Annotated in this window: 19 protein-coding genes and 1 pseudogene; 5 read left to right on the top strand and 15 right to left on the bottom strand. The window is 71.1% G+C overall.

Going from position 1 to position 19,702, the window contains the following annotated elements:
- Positions 1–44 precede the first annotated feature (44 nt).
- Positions 45–2,441, top strand: coding sequence for a RelA/SpoT family protein (locus tag AMO33_RS01760; protein ID WP_060590076.1), 2,397 nt, complete (start codon positions 45–47; stop codon positions 2,439–2,441).
- Positions 2,442–2,537: 96 nt separating this feature from the next.
- Here AMO33_RS01760 and AMO33_RS01755 read toward each other — a convergent pair whose 3' ends face one another.
- The 8 genes and pseudogenes from AMO33_RS01755 to yajC form a co-directional block, all read right to left on the bottom strand.
- Positions 2,538–3,773 (bottom strand): globin domain-containing protein, encoded by a 1,236-nt coding sequence (locus AMO33_RS01755; protein ID WP_060590074.1) that lies wholly within the window; start codon positions 3,771–3,773, stop codon positions 2,538–2,540.
- A gap of 274 nt (positions 3,774–4,047) precedes the next feature.
- Positions 4,048–4,506: an RrF2 family transcriptional regulator gene (locus AMO33_RS01750; protein ID WP_011210219.1), complete on the bottom strand. Its 459-nt coding sequence runs from the start codon at positions 4,504–4,506 to the stop codon at positions 4,048–4,050.
- 38 nt (positions 4,507–4,544) lie between these two features.
- Positions 4,545–6,143: an ABC-F family ATP-binding cassette domain-containing protein gene (locus AMO33_RS01745; RefSeq protein WP_060590072.1), complete on the bottom strand. Its 1,599-nt coding sequence runs from the start codon at positions 6,141–6,143 to the stop codon at positions 4,545–4,547.
- A 160-nt stretch (positions 6,144–6,303) separates the two neighbouring features.
- Positions 6,304–6,879 (bottom strand): adenine phosphoribosyltransferase, encoded by a 576-nt coding sequence (locus AMO33_RS01740; protein ID WP_011210221.1) that lies wholly within the window; start codon positions 6,877–6,879, stop codon positions 6,304–6,306.
- A gap of 47 nt (positions 6,880–6,926) precedes the next feature.
- Positions 6,927–8,642 carry an ABC transporter substrate-binding protein gene (locus AMO33_RS01735; RefSeq protein WP_060590070.1) on the bottom strand — a complete coding sequence of 572 codons (1,716 nt, stop codon included), beginning with the start codon at positions 8,640–8,642 and terminating at the stop codon, positions 6,927–6,929.
- 37 nt (positions 8,643–8,679) lie between these two features.
- A complete protein-coding gene (gene secF / locus AMO33_RS01730) occupies positions 8,680–9,924 on the bottom strand; it encodes a protein translocase subunit SecF (protein ID WP_011210223.1) in 1,245 nt (414 codons plus the stop codon).
- Positions 9,921–11,605: pseudogene (secD, locus tag AMO33_RS01725) on the bottom strand (protein translocase subunit SecD). The gene secF and the pseudogene secD overlap by 4 nt, the downstream one beginning before the upstream one ends.
- 98 nt (positions 11,606–11,703) lie before the next feature.
- Positions 11,704–12,057 carry a preprotein translocase subunit YajC gene (gene yajC, locus AMO33_RS01720; RefSeq protein WP_011210225.1) on the bottom strand — a complete coding sequence of 118 codons (354 nt, stop codon included), beginning with the start codon at positions 12,055–12,057 and terminating at the stop codon, positions 11,704–11,706.
- 321 nt (positions 12,058–12,378) lie between these two features.
- Here yajC and AMO33_RS32805 point away from each other — a divergent pair, with 321 nt between their 5' ends.
- Entirely contained in the window at positions 12,379–12,942 is a 564-nt protein-coding gene (locus AMO33_RS32805; protein WP_060593238.1) for a DivIVA domain-containing protein, read from the top strand.
- A 5-nt stretch (positions 12,943–12,947) separates the two neighbouring features.
- Here AMO33_RS32805 and AMO33_RS01710 read toward each other — a convergent pair whose 3' ends face one another.
- The 5 genes from AMO33_RS01710 to AMO33_RS01690 form a co-directional block, all read right to left on the bottom strand.
- Positions 12,948–13,463, bottom strand: a complete 516-nt coding sequence (locus AMO33_RS01710; RefSeq protein WP_011210227.1) for a GtrA family protein — start codon at positions 13,461–13,463, stop codon at positions 12,948–12,950.
- Between the two features lie 47 nt (positions 13,464–13,510).
- Positions 13,511–14,584: a Holliday junction branch migration DNA helicase RuvB gene (ruvB, locus tag AMO33_RS01705; protein WP_060590067.1), complete on the bottom strand. Its 1,074-nt coding sequence runs from the start codon at positions 14,582–14,584 to the stop codon at positions 13,511–13,513.
- 6 nt (positions 14,585–14,590) lie between these two features.
- Positions 14,591–15,196: a Holliday junction branch migration protein RuvA gene (gene ruvA / locus AMO33_RS01700; RefSeq protein WP_011210229.1), complete on the bottom strand. Its 606-nt coding sequence runs from the start codon at positions 15,194–15,196 to the stop codon at positions 14,591–14,593.
- A complete protein-coding gene (gene ruvC / locus AMO33_RS01695) occupies positions 15,193–15,762 on the bottom strand; it encodes a crossover junction endodeoxyribonuclease RuvC (protein ID WP_011210230.1) in 570 nt (189 codons plus the stop codon). The genes ruvA and ruvC overlap by 4 nt, the downstream gene beginning before the upstream one ends.
- Before the next feature lie 77 nt (positions 15,763–15,839).
- Positions 15,840–16,808, bottom strand: coding sequence for a helix-turn-helix transcriptional regulator (locus AMO33_RS01690; protein WP_060590066.1), 969 nt, complete (start codon positions 16,806–16,808; stop codon positions 15,840–15,842).
- A 94-nt stretch (positions 16,809–16,902) separates the two neighbouring features.
- Between AMO33_RS01690 and AMO33_RS01685 the strand changes: the two genes are divergently transcribed.
- A complete protein-coding gene (locus AMO33_RS01685; protein WP_060590064.1) occupies positions 16,903–17,352 on the top strand; it encodes a VOC family protein in 450 nt (149 codons plus the stop codon).
- On the opposite strand, the gene AMO33_RS01680 is transcribed toward AMO33_RS01685, so the two are convergent.
- Positions 17,349–17,852, bottom strand: coding sequence for an O-acetyl-ADP-ribose deacetylase (locus AMO33_RS01680; protein WP_060593237.1), 504 nt, complete (start codon positions 17,850–17,852; stop codon positions 17,349–17,351). The genes AMO33_RS01685 and AMO33_RS01680 overlap by 4 nt on opposite strands.
- A 69-nt stretch (positions 17,853–17,921) precedes the next feature.
- On the opposite strand from AMO33_RS01680, the gene AMO33_RS01675 reads away from it, so the two are divergent.
- Positions 17,922–18,284 (top strand): metalloregulator ArsR/SmtB family transcription factor, encoded by a 363-nt coding sequence (locus AMO33_RS01675; protein ID WP_060590061.1) that lies wholly within the window; start codon positions 17,922–17,924, stop codon positions 18,282–18,284.
- On the top strand, positions 18,281–18,787 hold the full coding sequence (locus tag AMO33_RS01670) for an SRPBCC family protein (protein ID WP_060590059.1): 507 nt from the start codon (positions 18,281–18,283) through the stop codon (positions 18,785–18,787). The genes AMO33_RS01675 and AMO33_RS01670 overlap by 4 nt, the downstream gene beginning before the upstream one ends.
- Positions 18,788–18,945: 158 nt before the next feature.
- Here AMO33_RS01670 and AMO33_RS01665 read toward each other — a convergent pair whose 3' ends face one another.
- On the bottom strand, positions 18,946–19,698 hold the full coding sequence (locus AMO33_RS01665) for a YebC/PmpR family DNA-binding transcriptional regulator (RefSeq protein WP_060590058.1): 753 nt from the start codon (positions 19,696–19,698) through the stop codon (positions 18,946–18,948).
- Positions 19,699–19,702 lie beyond the last annotated feature (4 nt).

The raw sequence follows: 19,702 nt of genomic DNA, 5'->3' as shown, positions 1-19,702 counted from the left end.
TCGAGCGGTAATGTGGTGCGATCGCGGTACGGAGAGGCGGTGGCATGACTCAGCATCTGGGCGAGGCGAATGTCGAGCAATCGGCGGCTGCTGCCCCGAAGACGCAGCCCGCCGCGCCCGCGACCCCGCCGCGGCCCACCCCGAACAACGTCCCCCAGCGCCAGCCCGGCGCGTCCGCGGCCGTGCCGACCTCGGCCTCGCGCCGGGTACGGGCCCGGCTCGCCCGCCGGATGACCGGCCAGCGCGGCATCGCCGCGGTCAAGCCGGTGCTCGAGCCACTGGCGACCGTGCACCGTGAGCTGTATCCGAAGGCGAACCTGGCGCAGCTGCAGAAGGCCTTCGACGTCGCCGACGAGCGGCACGCCCACCAGTTCCGCAAGTCCGGCGACCCCTACATCACCCACCCGCTCGCGGTCGCCAACATCCTGGCCGAGCTGGGCATGGACACCACCACGCTGGTCGCGGCCCTGCTGCACGACACCGTGGAGGACACCGGCTACACCCTCGACCAGCTGCGCGCCGAATTCGGCGACGAGGTCGCCCACCTGGTCGACGGCGTCACCAAGCTGGACAAGGTCAACCTGGGCGCCGCGGCCGAGGCGGAGACCATCCGCAAGATGATCATCGCGATGGCGCGCGACCCGCGGGTGCTGGTCATCAAGGTCGCCGACCGGCTGCACAACATGCGCACCATGCGGTTCCTGCCGCCGGAGAAGCAGGCGAAGAAGGCCAAGGAGACCCTCGAGGTCATCGCCCCGCTCGCCCACCGCCTCGGTATGGCCACGGTCAAGTGGGAACTCGAGGACCTGGCCTTCGCGATCCTGCACCCGAAGAAGTACGACGAGATCGTGCGGCTGGTCGCCGACCGGGCGCCGTCCCGCGACACCTACCTGGCCAAGGTCCGCGCCGAGATCGTCAACACGCTGGCGGCCTCGCGGATCAACGCGGTGGTCGAGGGCAGGCCCAAGCACTACTGGTCGATCTACCAGAAGATGATCGTCAAGGGGAAGGACTTCGACGACATCCACGACCTGGTCGGCATCCGCATCCTCTGCGACGAGGTGCGCGACTGCTACGCCGCGGTCGGCGTGGTGCACTCGCTGTGGCAGCCGATGGCGGGCCGGTTCAAGGACTACATCGCCCAGCCCCGCTACGGCGTCTACCAGTCGCTGCACACCACCGTGGTCGGCCCGGACGGCAAGCCACTCGAGGTGCAGATCCGCACCCACGACATGCACCGCACCGCGGAGTTCGGCATCGCCGCGCACTGGCGGTACAAGGAGACCAAGGGCAAGCACTCCGGCGATCTGGCCGAGGTCGACGACATGGCGTGGATGCGCCAGCTGCTCGACTGGCAGCGCGAGGCCGCCGACCCGGCCGAGTTCCTGGAGTCGCTGCGCTTCGACCTGAAGTCGCCGGAGATCTTCGTCTTCACGCCCAAGGGCGACGTCATCACACTGCCGCAGAAGTCGACCCCGGTCGACTTCGCCTACGCGGTGCACACCGAGGTGGGACACCGCTGCATCGGTGCGCGCGTCAACGGACGGCTGGTCGCCCTGGAGCGGCAGCTCGAAAACGGTGAAGTGGTCGAGGTTTTCACCTCCAAGGCGCAGAACGCCGGGCCGAGCCGGGACTGGCAGAACTTCGTGGTGTCCCCGCGCGCCAAGGCCAAGATCCGCCAGTGGTTCGCCAAGGAGCGCCGTGAGGAAGCGCTGGAGAGCGGCAAGGAGCAGATCTCCAAGGAGGTGCGCCGGGTCGGGCTGCCGTTGCAGCGGCTGATGAGCGTGGACGCGATGACCGCCGTCGCGCACGAGCTGCACTACACCGACATCTCCAGCCTCTACACCGCCGTCGGCGAGCACCAGGTCTCCGCCCACCACGTGGTGCAGCGGCTCATGGCCCAGCTCGGCGGCATCGGTGACGTGGAGAACGAGCTCGCCGAGCGCTCCACGCCCTCGACCACCCCGAGCAGGCAGCGCGTCACCGGCGACGCGGGCGTCCTCATTCCTGGCGCCCCGGGCACGGTCGCCAAGCTGGCGAAATGCTGCACGCCGGTGCCGGGTGACGAGATCATGGGCTTCGTCACCCGCGGCGGCGCGGTGAGCGTGCACCGCACCGACTGCACCAACGCGGCCTCGCTGCGCGGGCAGTCCGAGCGCATCATCGACGTCGAATGGGCGCCCTCGCCCTCCTCGGTGTTCCTGGTCGCCATCCAGATCGAGGCGCTCGACCGCACCCGCCTGCTCTCCGACGTCACCAAGGTGCTCGCCGACGAGAAGGTCAACATCCTGTCCGCCTCGGTCGCCACCCACGGCGACCGCGTGGCCATCAGCAAGTTCACCTTCGAGATGGGCGACCCGAAGCACCTGGGCCACCTGCTCAACGTGGTCCGCAACGTGGAAGGCGTCTACGACGTCTACCGCGTCACCTCCGCCGCCTGACCGCGCCGGCCGCCACCCTGACGGCATGTCCGGTTCGGACATCACCCGCCCCGACGGCGCGCGCGGCAGCGGCCGGGCGCGCGGCGCTTTCCGGGATCAGTCCAGGAGCCAGTCGTTCGGGGTGAACAGCTCGAAATGGATACGGGCGGTGGGGATTCCGATGGCGGCGAGTTGGGCCCGAGCGGACTGGAGGAAGGCGGGTCCGCCGCAGAGGTAGATGTCGGCGTCGGGGGGCAGAGTGAGGTCGGCGAGGGTCGGCATGCCCGCGTGCGCGCCCGGCGTCGGGTGTTCGTACCAGAGTTCGAGGGTGGCCGCGGGGAGGGCGGCGATCAGGTCGGCCTGGACGGCGCGCAGCGGGTGGGTGTCGGGGGTGCGGTCGGCGTGGACCGCGAGGACGCGGCGGTTCGGGGTCGCGGCGGCGAGGTGTTCCAGGATGCCGATCATGGGGGTGATGCCGATGCCCGCCGAGATCAGCACCAGCGGGGTGGCGGCGTCGGTGTCGACGACCAGGTCGCCGAACGGGAGGGTGATCTCGAGGGTGTCGCCGGGACGGACCTGGGTGTGCAGCCAGGTGGAGACCTCGCCGGCGGGCTGTTCCGGGGTCGGCTCGACACGGCGGACGGCGAAGGCGAGGCGGCCGCCGCCGGGTGCGGTGACCAGGCTGTACTGGCGCAGCTGGCGGGCACCGTCGGGTAGCCGCGCGCCGACCGAGACATACTGACCGGGAAGGAAATCCGGCAGCGGGGCGGCCGGCTCGGCGGACTCGACGACGAAGGTGACGACGCCCGAGGGATCCTCGACACGGTCGACCACGACGGTCTCGCGGAACACGTCGCCGGGTGCCACGCCCGCGGCCCGGTAGAGCTCGCCCTCGAAACCGATCAGCGCGTCGGCCATCAGCCAGTAGACCCGATCCCAGGCGGCGGCGACCTCGGGTGTCACCGTGTCGGCGCCGAGCACCGCCACGATGGCGGCGAACAGGTGCTCGTGCACGATCGGGTACTGCTCGGCGACGACGCCGAGGGAGGCGTGCTTGTGGCCGATCCGGGCGAGCAGGTCGGCCGGATGCGGCAGCGCCGGGTCCACCAGGTGGGCGGCGAAGGTGGCGATCGAGGCGGCCAGTGCCCGCTGCTGTGCGCCCTGCGCCTGGTTGCCACGGTTGAACAGATTCGCGAGCAGCTCGGGGTGCGCGGTGAACAGCTTCCGGTAGAACAGCGCGGTGATGTCGTCGATGTGCGCGGCGATGACCGGGAGTGTGGCGCGAACCACCTCGGCATGGTGGGCTTCCAATTCCGCGGGGGCGCCGAGCGTCGACGGCGAAACGATCGTCATGGGGTTCTCCTCGTCGAGATTCCATCGTGGCAACGAACGCCACGGAAATGACGGTAACCAATTCCGCTCGGAAAAAGCGAGGCGAGCGGCGGTGAAGTAAATTACCCATGACGGTGCCGAATATGTCGGCGAGAACACCATCGACCAGCCACTATGCGCGATCTGCATCGCCAAACGGAACGGGCGCGCGAGGCGGCGGACAATTAGAATTCACACGCACCGGTGTGAAAAAGTACAGCGAAACAATTGCGCGAAGCGCGCCGCTCGAAACCACTCAGGAAACAGCGGTATTCGCCGCGGGCATTTCCGGCAGATACAGCATCCGCACCGTCCGTTCGTCGACCAGATCCCGCAGGGTGTACTTGTCGAGTTCGCGGTAGAACATCTCCTGCGCGTCGGCCAGCATGCGCCGTAAACGGCAGGCGGCCGCCAGCGGACAGGGATGCTCGCCCGCGCAATCCACGACCTCGGCCGCACCCTCGAGACCGCGCACGATCTGCCCGACGGTGGCGGCGCGCCCGCGGTCGGTCAGGAAGATCCCGCCGGTGCGCCCGCGATGGGAGTCCACGAGGCCGAGTTCGGCCAGTTTGGTGACCGCCTTGGCGACGTAGTGTTCCGAGGCGTTCACCTGCCGGGCGACCAGCCGCACGGTGACCCGTTCCTCGGCCGCGCCGCCGACGGCCAGGCGCATCATCGCGCGCAGGCCGAGATCGGTGAACCGGGACAGCTGCACAGCCCCGAGCGTACTCAATTCCGCTTTCGTAAAGCGAATTATCCGGCCGGGTTCGCCGGCACCAGGCCCTCGTCGGTCAGCTCCAGTCGGCGCGTGACTCCGATCTCGTCCAGGAACCGCGGATCGTGGCTGACCACCACCAGCGCGCCCTCGAACCCGGCCAGCGCCTGCGTCAGGTGCCGCAGGCTCGGCAGATCGAGGTTGTTGGTCGGTTCGTCGAGCAGCAGCAGTTTCGGCGCGGGCTCGGCCAGCAGCAGCATGGCCAGGGCCGCGCGCAGCCGCTCCCCGCCCGACAGCACGGCGGCCGGGACGTCGGCGTCGGTGCCGCGGAACAGCAGCCGGGCCAGTTGCGCACGGATCCGGACCGGCGGCGCCTGCGGCGCGGTGGCGGCGACGTTCTCGAACACGGTCCGGTCCGGATCGAAGACGTCCAGCCGCTGCGGCAGCAGGCCCCAGGGCACCTTCGGCGGCGCGGCGGCGATCCGCCGCAGCAGGGTCGTCTTGCCCGCACCGTTGCGCCCGGTCAGCGCGATCCGCTCGGGGCCGCTGATGCGCAACGTCACCCGGCGCTCGGCGGCCGCGCCCCAGGGCAGGGCGACATCGACGAGGTCGAGGACGTCCTGGCCGGGATGCAGCCGGGTGCCGGGCAGATCGAGCCGGATCTCGTGGTCGTCGCGCACCGACTCCTCGGCTCGGCGCAGCTGTTCGTTGGCCGCATCGAGCCGCTCGATCTGGGTGTTGCGCAGCTTTCCCGCCGACACCTGCGCGGCGCGTTTCCGCGCGCCCGCAAGGATTTTCGGCATGTTCTCGGCGGACTTGTCGCCGTAGCGCCGCCGCCGATCGAGCTTGGTCCTCGTCTCGACCAGTTCCCGCGACTGCCTGCGCACATCATTGCGTGCGGCGCGCAGCGCCGCCGCGGCTGCCCGCTGTTCGGCCGCGACCTGCTGTTCGTAGTCGGTGTAGTTGCCGCCGAACAGCCGTAGCTCCCCGTCGCGCAGCTCGGCGATGGCGTCGGCGCGCTCGAGCAGCTCCCGGTCGTGGCTCACCGCGAGCACGGTGCCGGAGAACTGCTCGACGACGTCGTAGAGGCGTTCGCGCGCAGCACGATCCAGGTTGTTGGTCGGCTCGTCGAGCAGCAACACCTCGGGGTCGGCGAGCAGTTCGGCAGCCAGCCCGAGCAGCACCGTCTCGCCACCGGACAGGGTGTCGAGGCGGCGATCGAGTGCGGCCACGGAGTCGGCGAGATGCGCCAGGCCGAGCCGGGCCAGCAGCGCCACCGCCCGCTCCTCGACGTCCCAGGCGGCACCGACGACGTCGAAGTCGTCCTCGGCGGCGGCTCCCGCTTCGATGCGGTGCAGTGCCGCGCGGATCTCGGCGATGCCGAGGAGGTGGTCGATGCGCTGGGCGTCGGCGAGACCGAGGTCCTGGCGCAGATACCCGAGCCGGCCGCGCACGGTGACCGACCCGCGCAGCGGACGCAGCTCACCGGCGATCAGCCGCAGCAGGGTGGACTTTCCCGCGCCGTTGGCGCCGACCAGGCCGACGTGGCCGGGACCGAGGTCGCCGTCCAGGCCGTCGAAGACGGGGGTGCCGTCGGGCCAGGCGAAGGTGAGATCGGAAAAGGACAGAGAGGTCATGGGCGTCCTCGAAGTCGCGTCGTGACGCGGCGCGCGAATGCGGGCCGCACGAGAGGCAGACCTCAGGAAAGCACCATGGGCTCCGATCGTCGGGGACGAGGACGGGATCCAGAGTAACCAGCGACCGGTGGAGTCGCCAGCGATTATTCGCGCACGGTCGTCAGGGCAGGCGGAGGATCGAGGTCAGCGGGTAGTCGCCCTGGCGGGCGCGGCCGCCGAGGAACTCCAGCTCCAGCACCACCGCGGCGGCCACGACCTGGGCGCCCGCCTCGACGAACAGGTGCGCGGCGGCGGCCAGCGTGCCGCCGGTGGCCAGCACGTCGTCGAGCAGCAACACCCGGCGCCCGCGCAGTTCCACCCCGTTGCCGGGGATCTCCAGCGCCGCCGAGCCGTACTCCAGGCTGTACTCGCGGCTGATCACCGGCGGCGGCAGTTTGCCGCCCTTCCGGACGGCGAGCACACCGGTGCCCAGCGTGGCCGCCACCCCGGCGCCGAGCAGGAACCCCCGCGCATCCACGCCGGCGACCAGATCGGCGTCGGGGGCGCAGGCGGCCAGCGATTCGATCACCGAGCGGAAGCCCTCGGCGTCGGCGAAGACGGGGGTGAGGTCGGCGAAGCGGACACCGGGGGTCGGGAAATCGTCGTGCCAGCGGGTGAGGCGTTCGACCTGCCGCGCCGCCTCGGCGGTCCGCTCGGCCACGTGCTCGTCGGACTCCACCGCCGCGTGCTTGCTCATCGACACCTCTCCATGATCACTCACCCGCTCCCGACCCGCCACACATGTCAGCGCCGCAACACCCAGCGATCCATGTTCCAGCCGGTGCCACCCTGTGTGGGACCGGCCACCCCGTTGTGCAGACCGTTGCCGAAGGCGATGGTGCGGGGGGTGGCGAACAGCGGGATGCTCGGCATCTCCGACCACAGCAGGTTCTCGGCCTCGGTCAGCAGGTTCAGCTGCGTGGCCGAATCGTCGTCGGCGGCAAGCTGATCGGTGATCGCATCGTAGCGGCCGTTGCCGAAGCGGCCGAAATCGAGACCGTTGCCGGTGCGCAGCGCCGCCGCCGCGACCGTGCCGGTCAACGAGCCCGCCGGGCCGGGCGTGGCGCCCGTGCTCGCCAGGATCGCGTCCACCGCACCCTCGCTGAGCTGGTTCGGCCGGAAGTCGGGGGCACCCGCGTCGACGACGGTGATACCCGCCGCCTTGCACGACTCGGCGATCCTGGCCACGGTCTGCGCGCGCCGGTCGTCCGGGCTCAGGTAGCCGATGCGGATGGTGGGGTTCGGCGTCCCCGCGAAGCCCGCCCGCGCCCCGGCCACATCGGTCACCTCGTACGGCTCGGCGGCACCGGTGGTCGCGCCGTAGAACAACGAATCCTGCTGGGTGATCAGCGAATTCAGCGGCCCGGTGCCCAGCCCTGTGCTCGGGATCTCGGCGGCCTTGCCCAGGTCGTTGTAGAGCGCCTGACGCGGCACGCACCGGGCGAACGCCCGGCGGGCCTCCACCGAGCCCAGCACGCCGCCGGTGGCCAGCACGAGTTGCTCGGCGCCGCGGCCGGGCACCGTACTCGCGGTGAACCCGGCCAGGTCCAGATCGGGAATCGACCCCGCGCCGATGTCGAGCACGCTCACGGCGTTGTCGGCGATCTTGGCCTTCAGGTCCACGGTCTTGTCGTAGACCACCACGCGTCCGGTCTCGGCCGCGTTGCCCCACCAGCGCTCGTTGGCCACCAGCACCAAACCGTCACGGGGACTGAAGGATTCGATGCGGTAGGGCCCCGAGGACGGGAACCGGGACAGGTCGAGATCACCGGTGCCGAGATTCCAGCCGGTGTTCCAGAAGTCGGCCAGCCGCTGCATGGCGGCGGGATCGCCGGACTGCACCACCGACACCACGTTCGGCACGCCCGCCACCCGTGCCGCCACGTGTGCGGGCATCAGCTCACCGGCGGCGAACAGGGTGCGCCACGGCAGGTAGCGTGCGCCGGGGCGGAACACCACGGTGGCGTCCTTGGAACCCGGCTCGCAGTCGACCCGTTCGATGTCGGCGTAGCCCGCGGTGCTCGCCGCGTCGAACATCGGCACCTGACCGCCCGGACCGGCTTTGGTGAACCGGCCGCTGCGCGCGGCCCAGGTGAGCACCAGATCGTCGCAGGAGGTCGGCACGCCGTCGGAATACACCCCGTCCGGGTTCAGCCGGTACTGGATCGTCTGCGACTCGCCCGGCACCTCCTTGGCGGTACCCGCATCGGTGTCGGCGACCTGCTGCCCTTCCGGTCCGGTGTAGAAGAACCCGGTCAGCACCCGCTGGAACACCGCCGCCGAGCCGCTGCTCACGCCGAGGGTGCTGCCACCGTTGTAGGTGGTGATCACCGCGTCGACTCCGTAGCCGACCGACGGCACCTGGCTCTGTCCGGAGCACCCGGTCGCCGGCCCCGCGGCCAGCGCGAGCGCGGTGCACGCCCCCGCCAGCCGCACCGCGACGCTGCGTGGCTGTCGCATCGAACGAAACCCCCTAGCTGGTCGTGTGTACCGCCCGTCAGTTCCTGCGATGCCGCTTGCCCGAGGGCCGCGCGCCCGGCCGCGGCGCGGCGTTCGGCCGCGGTCGTGCCGGGCCGCCCGGCGCGGCAGGCCGGCCCGTGGCGACCGACACCCGCCGGTCGGCCTCGGCCGCGGCGCGCGCCGAGGCCACGTTCGAGCGCTTCGCCAGCACCTTCCTGGTGTGCGCGGCGACCGGGCCCCACCGCTCCTTGAGCGAGACCAGCAGCGGGGTGGCGAAGAAGATCGACGAGTAGGTGCCGACCAGCAGACCGACCAGCTGCACCAGCGCGAGATCCTTGAGGGTGCCCACGCCGAGCATCCACACCGCGATCACGATCAAGCCGACGATCGGCAGGATACCGATGAGGGCGGTGTTGATCGAGCGCATCAGGGTCTGGTTGACCGCCAGATTCGCCTGCTCGGCGTAGGTGCGCCGGTTCAGGTGCAGGATGCCGCGCGTGTTCTCCTCGACCTTGTCGAACACGACCACCGAGTCGTAGAGCGAGAAGCCGAGAATGGTGAGGATGCCGATCACCGTCGCCGGGGTCACCTCCAGCCCGACCAGCGAGTAGATGCCCGCGGTCACGCCCACGTCGAACACCAGCGCGGCCATCGCCGCGATCGCCATGTCGCGTTCGAAGCGGACGGCGATGTAGACGGACACGATCACCAGGAACACCAGCAGCGCGATCAGCGCCTTGCGGGTGATCTGGTCACCCCAGGTCTCGCTGACGTCGGAGGTGCTGATGGCGGCCCGGCTCGGCTGTCCGTCGTTGCCCAGCGGCTGGAATTCCGTGAACAGCGCACTGGCCAGCTGATCGGCCTGCTCGGTGCTGAGCGCCTCGGAGCGGATCAGCATGGTGGCGGTGGAGCCGCTGCCGACGGTCTGCACCGAGACCGGATCGGTGCCGAGGGTGTTGTGATAGACGGTCTCCACCTCGCTGGTGGTGGCGTCCCCCGCCGGGAACTGGATGCGCGAGCCGCCTTCGAAGTCGATGCCGAAGTTGAAGCCGCGCACCAACATCGAGGCCAGCGAGATCAGCACGATCAGCGCGGTGATCGCGTACCACATGCGCCGCTTGCCGATCACGTCGATCGCGCCGGTGCCGGTGTAGAGGCGGTTGAAGAAACCGTGCCGGGGCGCGCCCGAGCCGTAGGCGAAGTCGTCGACCGCGCTCTGCGCGCGGTCCTCGTCGCGGCCGCCGTCCTTGCGCAGCGACGGAGTGCTGTTGCCGTTCGTCATCGCGTCCTCACGCCTTCCGCGGCCGACTCGGCGGCCCTGCGCTCACGGGCGACCTCCTGGATCGCACCCAGACCGTTCACCGAGGGTTTCGACCAGAACGCCGAGCGCGAGGCCAGCAGCACCAGCGGCGCGGTCACCAGGAACACCACCACCACGTCGAGGATGGTGGTCAGTCCGAGGGTGAAGGCGAAGCCCTTGACCTGTCCCACCGCCAGCACGTACAGCACCGCGGCGGCGATGAAGCTCACGCCGTTGCCGGACAGGATCGTGCGTCGCGCCCGCTGCCAGCCGCGCGGCACCGCCGACCGGAAGCTGCGGCCCTCGCGCATCTCGTCCTTGATGCGTTCGAAGAACACCACGAAGGAGTCGGCGGTCATGCCGATGCCGATGATCAGACCGGCGATGCCCGCCAGGTCGAGGGTGAAGCCGATCCAGCGGCCGAGCAGGACCATCAGTCCGTAGACGGCCAGGCCGGAGGCGACCAGCGACAGGCCGGTCAGCAGGCCGAGCATCCGGTAGTAGACCAGGCAGTACAGCAACACCACGGCCAGGCCGACCGCGCCCGCGATCAGACCGGCCCGCATCGAGGACAGGCCGAGCGTCGCCGAGACGGTCTCCGCCTCGGAGGTCTGGAACGACAGCGGCAGCGACCCGTACTTGAGGGTGTTGGCCAGTTCCTTGGCCGAGGCGGCGGTGAACTGCCCGGAGATCTGGGTGCGGCCGCCCAGCTGCGGGCCCGCCTGCACCTGCGGCGCGCTCACCACCTCGGAGTCGAGGGTGAAAGCCACCCGCTTGTACAGGTACTCACCGGTCAGCGACGCCCAGGCGTCGCTGCCGCTGGACTTGAACTCCAGGTCGACCACCCAGCGCGACTGCTGCTGGTCGAGGTTCGCCACCGCGTCCTTGATCTCCTGGCCGTCGATGCGGCTCTTGTCGAGCAGGAACACCTCGGTGCCGTCCTGCGAGCAGGTGACCAGCGGCAGATTCGGGTCGTCGTTGCCCGCGAGCGGGTCCTGCTTCGAGCAGTCCAGCGCCGCCATGGCGGCCTGCTGCACGGCCGGGTCGGTGCTCTGCCGGGTCTGCTTGGCCGCGGTGATCTCGCGCTGCGCGCGTTCCTGCGGGGTGAGGTTGTCGTCGTCGGTGGTCGGCGGCGCCTGCGCGGGGAAGACGCGCTGCTGGGGCACGGTGTCCACCGGCGCCTCGGCCTCCGGGGCCGCGGGCGCGGGTGCCGGTGCGGTGGCGGGCGCGGGCTCGGCGGGCGCGGGGTGGCCGGCGCCGGGGTGGGCTGCGCGGCCGCGCCGGCCTGCTGGGCCGCGAGCACCGGGCGGATGTAGAGCTTGGCGGTGGTGGCCAGGGCGCGGGCCTGCTGGCCGTCGTCGCCCGGCACCGTGATGACGATGTTGTCACCCTCGATCGCCACCTCGGAGCCACCGACGCCGAGACCGTTGACGCGGTTCTCGATGATCTCCTGTGCCTTGCGCAGACTGTCCTGGCTCGGCCTGCTGCCGTCCGGGGTGCGCGCGGTCAGCGTGACGCGGGTGCCGCCCTGCAGGTCGATGCCGAGCTTGGGTGTCGGGGATTGGTCACCGGTGAAGAACACCAGCGCATAGATCACGGCCAGCAGCGCGGCGTAGACACCGAGCAGCCGCAGCGGATGCGCCGATCCCTGGGAAGGTGGCACAGTTCGTCTCTCCTAGGCGGAAGTCGCGGGTGGAACGGACGCACACCGCGGCCGCCGGGCGCGCACGCGTCCGGCCCGCCGCGGCGGCGGTAGGGAGGTCAGTCCTTGGTCAGCCGGGTCTCGGGCTGCTCGGCGGATTCCTCCACCGCGGCGGCCGGGGCCTCGCCGGGCTCGGCGGCGGCCTCGGTCGCGGACTCGTCCACGGTGCGCACCTCGAGGATCGCCTTGCGCAGCCAGGTGGTGACCACGTCCTCGGCGATCTCCAGGTCCACGGTGTCGTCATCGAGGTCGACGACGGTTCCCCACAGCCCCGAGGTCGTGACCACCGGGTCGCCGACCTTCAGGCCGCTCTGCATGGCGGCCACCTTCTCGGCCTCGCGCTTCTGGCGGCGGATACCGAGGAACATCGGCACGAGCAGGGCTACCAGCAGCAGCGGAAACAGAAAATCCATCGTCGAAGTCAGTCCCTGTCTAGTGGGTGGGAAGGACAAGTACCCACACAGTCTGCCAGCTGCGGGCCGGGGCGCCACACCCGCACACCCTCGGCAAGCACGTCCGGCCGATCTGGGGGCGGTCCGCGGGGCGGTGGATCGGGCCGAGCAGGCGGCGTCACGGCGCCGATGCCGCTACAGTGACCCCCGCACAGCCCGACACTCGTTCGCATGGGGGCGCACGTGTTCTGGAAAGACCGGACTCCGGCAGCGGTGGCACCGGCAATCACCGCCATTCCAGCGGAACGCGCCGGTCGGCCTGACACAATGTCGCGGGTGACGATGACCCCCGAGGACGTGCGCCGGATCCATTTCGCCATGCCGTCGGCCGGGCATCGCGGGTATCACGCCGACGAGGTCGACGCCTTCCTGGATCTGGTCGCGGCCACGTTGGCCGGGCACGGCGCACTGACCGCCGACGACATCCGGCAGGTCGGCTTCGCCGCACCCCGGTTCGGCGGCCGGGGCTATCAGGCCGACCAGGTCGACGAGTTCCTCGACCGGGCGCGTGCCGAGCTCGAGCTGCGCCAGCGCGGCACCGCACCGGCCCCGGCGGGCAGCCGCGCCGGGGCGCACGCGGCCCCGCTGACCCCCGACGACGTGCAACGGGTCCGGTTCAGCCAGGCGCCGGTGAGCGGTCGCGGCTACCACGAGGAGGAGGTCGACGCCTTCCTCGACCTGGTGGCCGTCTCGCTCACGCCGGAGGGCCCCGGCTCGCTCACCGTCGCCGACGCGCGCTCGGTGCGCTTCACCGACGCCAGGCTGGGCACCCGCGGCTATCAGCGCGACGAGGTGGACGCCTTCGTCGACCTCGTGGTCACCGCGCTCGAGCGCGCGGGGCGCTGACGCGCTCAGCCCTGGATGCTGTGCAGTTCGGCCTGGTGCAGGTCGTCGGGGAAGACGAAGCGGCGCAGCGCCCAGAACCGGAACCCCATCGCCAGCAGCACACCGAGGATCTGGCCGGTGACGAAGTTGGCGACCGCCTGGGTGACCGGGCCGACGTGCGGCACCCGCAGGTCCAGCACGTAGAGCGAGATCGCCTGCGGAATCATGGTGACGCCGATGGCCAGCGCGCTGACCGCGAAGAACAGTGCGGCCTCGTGGTGGCGCTGCCGTCCGCCGCGGGTGCGGAAGGACCACTCGCGGTTGAGGATGTAGGAGGCGATGGTCGCGATCAGCACGCCGAGCAGTCGCGCGGTCAGCGGCTTCTCGCCCAGCACCGTCAGTTTCACCGCGTAGACCACGCCGGTATCGATGAACCAGGTGATGGCGCCGACCGTGGCGAACTTGAGCAGTTCGCGGTGCTCGATCGCTTTGCTGCGCAGCGGCTCGGGCATTCGGTCGAGCACGGATTGGACCACCGTCATGTCCCGACTCTATCCGGGCGCGCGGGCCGGTGCCGTCGCGGCGGGGGTCAGTCGAACAGGTCGAGGGTGGGCTGGGATGTCCTCCCGCGCACCTCGATCGAGCCGAACACCAGGTCCGGTGGTGGGACCAGGCCGAGGTGTTCCCAGGCCGCCGCGGTCGCCACCCGGCCGCGAGGCGTGCGTGCCACCAGCCCGGCGCGCACCAGGAAGGGCTCGCACACCTCCTCGACGGTGGTGGCCTCCTCCCCCACCGCCACCGCCAGCGTGGACACCCCGACCGGGCCACCGTGGAAGCCGCGCACCAGCGCGTCGAGCACCGCGCGGTCGAGGCGGTCCAGGCCGAGGGTGTCCACGTCGTAGACCTCGAGCGCGGCCCGGGCGACCGGCAGTGTGACGATGCCGTCGGCGCGCACCTCGGCGTAGTCGCGGACCCGGCGCAGCAGCCGGTTGGCGATGCGCGGCGTGCCCCGGGAGCGGCCGGCGATCTCGGCGGCGGCGTCGGTCTCGATGCGCACGCCGAGGATCTGGGCCGAGCGTTCCAGAATGCGCAGCAGTTCACCGGGCTCGTAGAAGTCCATGTGCCCGGTGAAGCCGAAGCGATCACGCAGCGGCCCGGTGAGCGCGCCGGAGCGGGTGGTCGCCCCGACCAGCGTGAACGGGGCGATGTCGAGCGGGATCGAGGTGGCACCGGGGCCCTTGCCGACCACGACGTCGACGCGGAAGTCCTCCATCGCCAGGTACAGCATCTCCTCGGCGGGCCGGGCGATGCGGTGGATCTCGTCGATGAACAGCACATCGCCCTCGACCAGGTTGCTGAGCATGGCGGCGAGGTCGCCCGCCCGCTCCAGGGCCGGGCCGGAGGTGATGCGCAGGGCGGTGCCGAGTTCGGCGGCGATGATCATCGCCATGCTGGTCTTGCCGAGGCCGGGCGGCCCGGACAGCAGCACGTGATCGGGCGTGCTGCCGCGCTGTTTGGCCCCGCGCAGCACCAGCGCCAGCTGTTCGCGCACGCGCGGCTGCCCGATGAAGTCGTCCAGGGATTTCGGGCGCAGGCTGGCCTCGATCTCGCCGTCGGACTTCAGGAATTTCGGGCTGACCGGGGAATCGTCGTGGTCGTCCATCGCGGCCTACCGGTTCTTGCCCAGCAGCGACAGCGCGGCGCGCAGCGCGGTGGAGGTGTCGGCGGCGGGCTGCTCGGCCAACACCGTGTCGAGCGCCTGTTCGGCCTGTTTGAGCGGGAACCCGAGCCCGGTGAGCGCTTCGACCACCTGCTCGCGCACCGGGGTGGCGGCGACGGCGGGAGTGCTGCCGGGCGGGCCCGCCTGCACCGGCACCAGGTTCACCTTGTCCCGCAGCTCGACCACCATGCGTTCGGCGCCGCGTTTGCCGATGCCGGGCACCCGGGTGAGCGCCGCGACGTTGCTCTCGGCCAGGGCCTTGCGCAGCGCCTCGGGCTCGAGCACGGCCAGCACCGCCATCGCCAGGCGCGGCCCGACGCCGGAGACGGTCTGCAACAGGCCGAACAGGTCGCGCGCCTCGGTGTCGGCGAAGCCGTACAGGGTCATCGAGTCCTCGCGGACGATCATCGCCGTGTAGAGCCGCGCTTCCGCGCCGCGGGTGAGGGTGGCCAGCGTCGACGGGGTGGCGTTGAGCCGGTAGCCGACGCCCGCCGCCTCCACCACCACGTGGTCCAGCGCGATCTCGAGCACCTCGCCGCGTACCGACGCGATCACCCGCGCACCGCCTTCCGTTGTTCGGCCAGTCGTTCGGTGTAGCGCCGCTTGGCCTCGGCCGCCTTGGCCTCGGCCGCGGCCATCCTGGCCAGCAGCGGCGCCCGCCAACAATGACAGATCGCCAGGGCCAGCGCATCCGCCGCGTCGGCGGGTTTCGGCGCGGTCTGCAACCCGAGGATGCGGGTGACCATCGCGGTCACCTGCGCCTTGTCCGCGTTGCCGTTGCCGGTGACGGCGGCCTTGACCTCGCTGGGGGTGTGGAACACCACCGGGATGTCGCGACGGGCCGCGGCCAGCGCGATCACCCCGCCCGCCTGCGCGGTGCCCATCGCCGTGCGGACGTTGTGCTGGGCGAAGACGCGCTCGATGGCGACCGCGCCCGGGCGGTGGGTGTCCATCCAGTACTCGGCGGCGTCGGCGACCAGCATCAGCCGATGCGCCAGGTCCATGTCCGCCGGGGTGCGCACCACGTCGACGTCCAGTGCGGTGACGGTGCGCCCGTGCCCGCCCTCGACCATGCTGAGTCCGCACCTGGTGAGCCCGGGGTCGACGCCCATCACCCGCACGAAAACCCCTCTCCCGGACACGAACAACTGTTCGAGAGTCTAGTGGACGGGGCAGGCCCGCCCTACCAGCGACACGGTCAGTCTCCGGCGCCGGCTCCGGGGATGGGCCCATACCGGTCCACCAGTTCGGCGCCCAGGCGCGCCAGCTCCCGCCGGACCTCGGGCGGCCCGAGGACCTCGATGGCCGCACCCCATCCCGCCAGCTGCTCGGCGAGCATCCAGGCGGTCGGAGCCGTGACCCGGACGCGGACCCGCCCGTCGGCGACCGGCCCGTCGACGACGCAGTGCCGCCCCTGCCGGTCCTGTAGGACCGGCAGCAGCCGCTCCGAGACGAGCACCGTCGCGGCCGTGCCGGCGCGCCGCCGCTCCATCTCCTCCACCACCCGCGTCCACTCGGCCGGCAGCTCGAAATCGTCGGGGCGGTCGGCCATTTCATCGGTGCAGGTGGCCTCGGCGATCCGGTCCACCCGGAAGGTCCGCCGCCCGCGCTCGGTGCCCGCGATCAGATACCAGATGCCGTCCTTGGCCACCAATCCCAGGGGATCGACCAGCCGCTCGGAGCGGTCGCCGGTGCGGGCGGTGTAGCGCAGCCGAACCCTGTTGCGCTGCACCACCGCCCGTTGCAGCAGCGATACGACCGGGGGCGCCTCCCGGTCGGCCGCGCCCCACCGCGCCGGGTCGATCACCACGGCCTCGGCCGCGGCATGGGCCTCGTCCCGGAAGGTCTGCGGCAGGGCGCGAACCAGCTTGCGCAGCGCGGACTTGACCTCCGGCGCCGCCCGCGCCGCCGGCCCGGCCAGCAGGAACAGCGCCCGCGCCTCCCCGGCCGTCAACCCGCTCAGGTCGGTGCGGGCACCACCCACCAGCTGCCAGCCACCGCCTCGGCCCGGCTGCGGGTACACCGGCACGCCCGCGGCGGACAGCGCCGCGAGATCCCGGCGTGCCGTCACCACCGAGGTCTCCAGCTCCGCCGCCACCTCGGCGGCCGTCACCCGCCCTCGGCTCTGCATCATCAGCAGGATCGCCACCAACCGGTCCGCGCGCACTCCTCGATTCTGCCGGAGAAAGTGATCAGTGGATGAGCACTTCACCTCGGACGATGGTGTGACAACGACATTTCCGACAGAGAAGGAGACCATCATGTTGCGCGGAATGGCGACGAGCATCTTCTACGCCGACGATCTGGAAGCGGCCAAGGACTGGTACGCCGAGTTCTTCGGCATCGAGCCCTACTACCACGTCCCCGGCGGCTACTACGAGTTCCGCATCGGCGACTACCAGCACGAGTTCGGCCTCGTGAACCGCGCCTACGCCCCGGCAGGCGCGCGCAACGCGCCCGGTGGCGCGATCGTGCACTGGCATGTGGACGATCTGCGGGCGACGGTGGACCGGTTGCTCGAACTCGGCGCGACCACCTACGACCCGATCACCCCGCGCGGCGACTCGGGCTTCGTCACCGCCTCGGTGGTCGACCCCTTCGGCAACGTCCTGGGACTGATGTCCAACCCGCACTATCTCGAGATCCTCGGCATGACCGGCCCGGCCCGGCCCGCGCCGGCCGACCCCGCGGGCGGGCACCGCGCGGGCTAGCGGGCGGCGAAGGCCTCGTAGGCGGCGCGGTCGAAGAGCACGAACCGGACCGTCTCGACCGCGGTGGCGGTCGCTCGCACCGTCTCGACGGCGATGCGGGCGCCGTCGTCCATCGGCCAGCCGTAGATGCCGGTGGAGATCGCCGGGAAGGCCACCGTGGTCGCGCCGAGTTCGTCTGCCACGCGCAGGGATTCGCGATAGCAGGAGGCCAGCAGGTCCGAGCGGTCCTGCCGGGCCGACCACACCGGTCCGACCGTGTGGATCACCCAGCGCGCGGGCAGCTCACCCGCGGTGGTCGCGACGGCCTGCCCGGTCGGCAGCCCGTCCGGATAGCGGGTGGCGCGCAGCTCCCGGCACTCGGCGAGGATGGCCGGGCCGCCGCGACGGTGGATCGCGCCGTCCACCCCGCCGCCGCCCGACAGCGACGAGTTGGCGGCGTTGACCACCGCGTCCACCCGCTGTTCGGTGATGTCCCCGCGGACGAGTTCGATCGAGACCATGCCCGGATTCTGCCGCATCCCGCACGCGCGGGTCTCGACAGCGCGTAACCAAGTGGTTACGCTTTTGGCGTGGACGAGGTGGCCGGCGCGATCGCCGATCCGGTACGGCGCGAGATCCTGCAGATGCTGCACGGGGCGCGGCTGACCGCCGGTGAGATCGCGGCGGCGTTCCCGATCAGCAGGCCCGCGATCAGCAGGCACCTGCGGGTGCTGCGGGAGAGCGGCCTGGTACGCGACGAGACCGAGGGGCGCCACCGCTACTACGTCCTCGACACCGGCCCGCTCACCGAGTTGTCGGGCTGGCTGGCCCGCTTCACCGCGTCGGGCTGGGAACAGCGGTTCGACGCGCTGGAGACCGAGGTCTACCGCACCCGCCGGGAGCACCGCCGCACCGCGCGATCCCGGCCGACACCGAGAGAAGGCACCGCGTGAGCAGCACACCGACCGGGCGCATCCTGCCCGCCGACGAAGGCCGCGACCTCGTACTGACCCGCCGCTTCCGGGCGCCCGCCGCGGACGTCTGGGCGAGTATCACCGAATCCGACCGCACCGCGCGCTGGTTCGGCCCGTGGGAGGGGCAGGCCGGGCCGGGCCGCACCATCAAGGTCCAGATGGTGCACGAACAGGACCGGCCCTGGATGGAGATGACCATCGACGCCTGCGAGCCGCCGCACCACCTGGCGCTCTCGGCCGTCGACGAGGCGGGCGCCTGGTATCTCGAGGCGGTGCTCACCGAGACCGACGGCGGCACCGAGCTGCGGTTCACCCAGCACCTGCGCACCCGGCGCGAGATCGACCAGGCGCCGGAATCCGGGCCGGGGTGGGAGTACTACCTGGACATGCTCACCGCCGCGCACGAGGGCAGGCCGCTGCCCGACTTCGCCGACTACTACCCGGCGCTGCGCGACCACTACCGCGACCAGCTGGCGCGGTGACGGCGGCGGGCGCGGCCACCGCCGCGCCCGTCCACCAGCTCAGTCGGTGTCTACTGCGCCTGAGCGGGACGGCCTCCGTGGTCACGCTCCGCTGCCGACTCCGGCCGCTGACCCGCTCAGTCGGTGCCTACCTGCGCCTGAGCGGGACGGCCTGCCGCTCAGTCGTCGAGCTGGGCGAGGACCTCGTCGGAGACGTCGACGTTGGTGTAGACGTTCTGCACGTCGTCGCTGTCCTCGAGGGCATCGATCAGCTTGAACACCTTGCGCGCGCCCTCGGCGTCCACCGCGACGCTGACCGAGGGCTGGAAGCCCGACTCGGCCGACTCGTAGTCGATGCCCGCCGACTGCAGTGCCGACCGCACCGCGACCAGATCGCCCGGCTCGCTGATGATCTCGAAGGACTCGCCGAGATCGTTGACCTCCTCGGCGCCGGCGTCGAGCACGGCCATCAGCACGTCGTCCTCGGACAGGCCGTTCTTCTCCAGGGTGACGATGCCCTTGCGGTGGAACAGGTAGGCGACCGAGCCCGGGTCGGCCATGTTGCCGCCGTTGCGGGTCATGGCCACCCGCACCTCGCCCGCCGCCCGGTTGCGGTTGTCGGTGAGGCACTCGATGAGGACCGCGACGCCGTTGGGGCCGTAGCCCTCGTACATGATCGTCTGCCAGTCGGCGCCGCCCGCCTCCTCACCGGCGCCGCGCTTGCGCGCGCGCTCGATGTTGTCGTTGGGGACCGAGGACTTCTTCGCCTTCTGGATGGCGTCGTACAGCGTGGGGTTGCCTTCGGGATCACCGCCACCCGTACGTGCCGCCACCTCGATGTTCTTGATCAACTTCGCGAAGAGCTTCCCCCGCTTCGCGTCGATCGCGGCCTTCTTGTGCTTGGTGGTGGCCCATTTGGAGTGGCCGCTCATTCCC

This window comes from Nocardia farcinica, from assembly GCF_001182745.1.
GTDB classification, from domain to species: Bacteria; Actinomycetota; Actinomycetes; order Mycobacteriales; family Mycobacteriaceae; genus Nocardia; species Nocardia farcinica.
The sequence above is the reverse complement of the archived record's forward strand: the minus strand, read 5'-3'. Positions and strand labels throughout refer to the sequence as shown.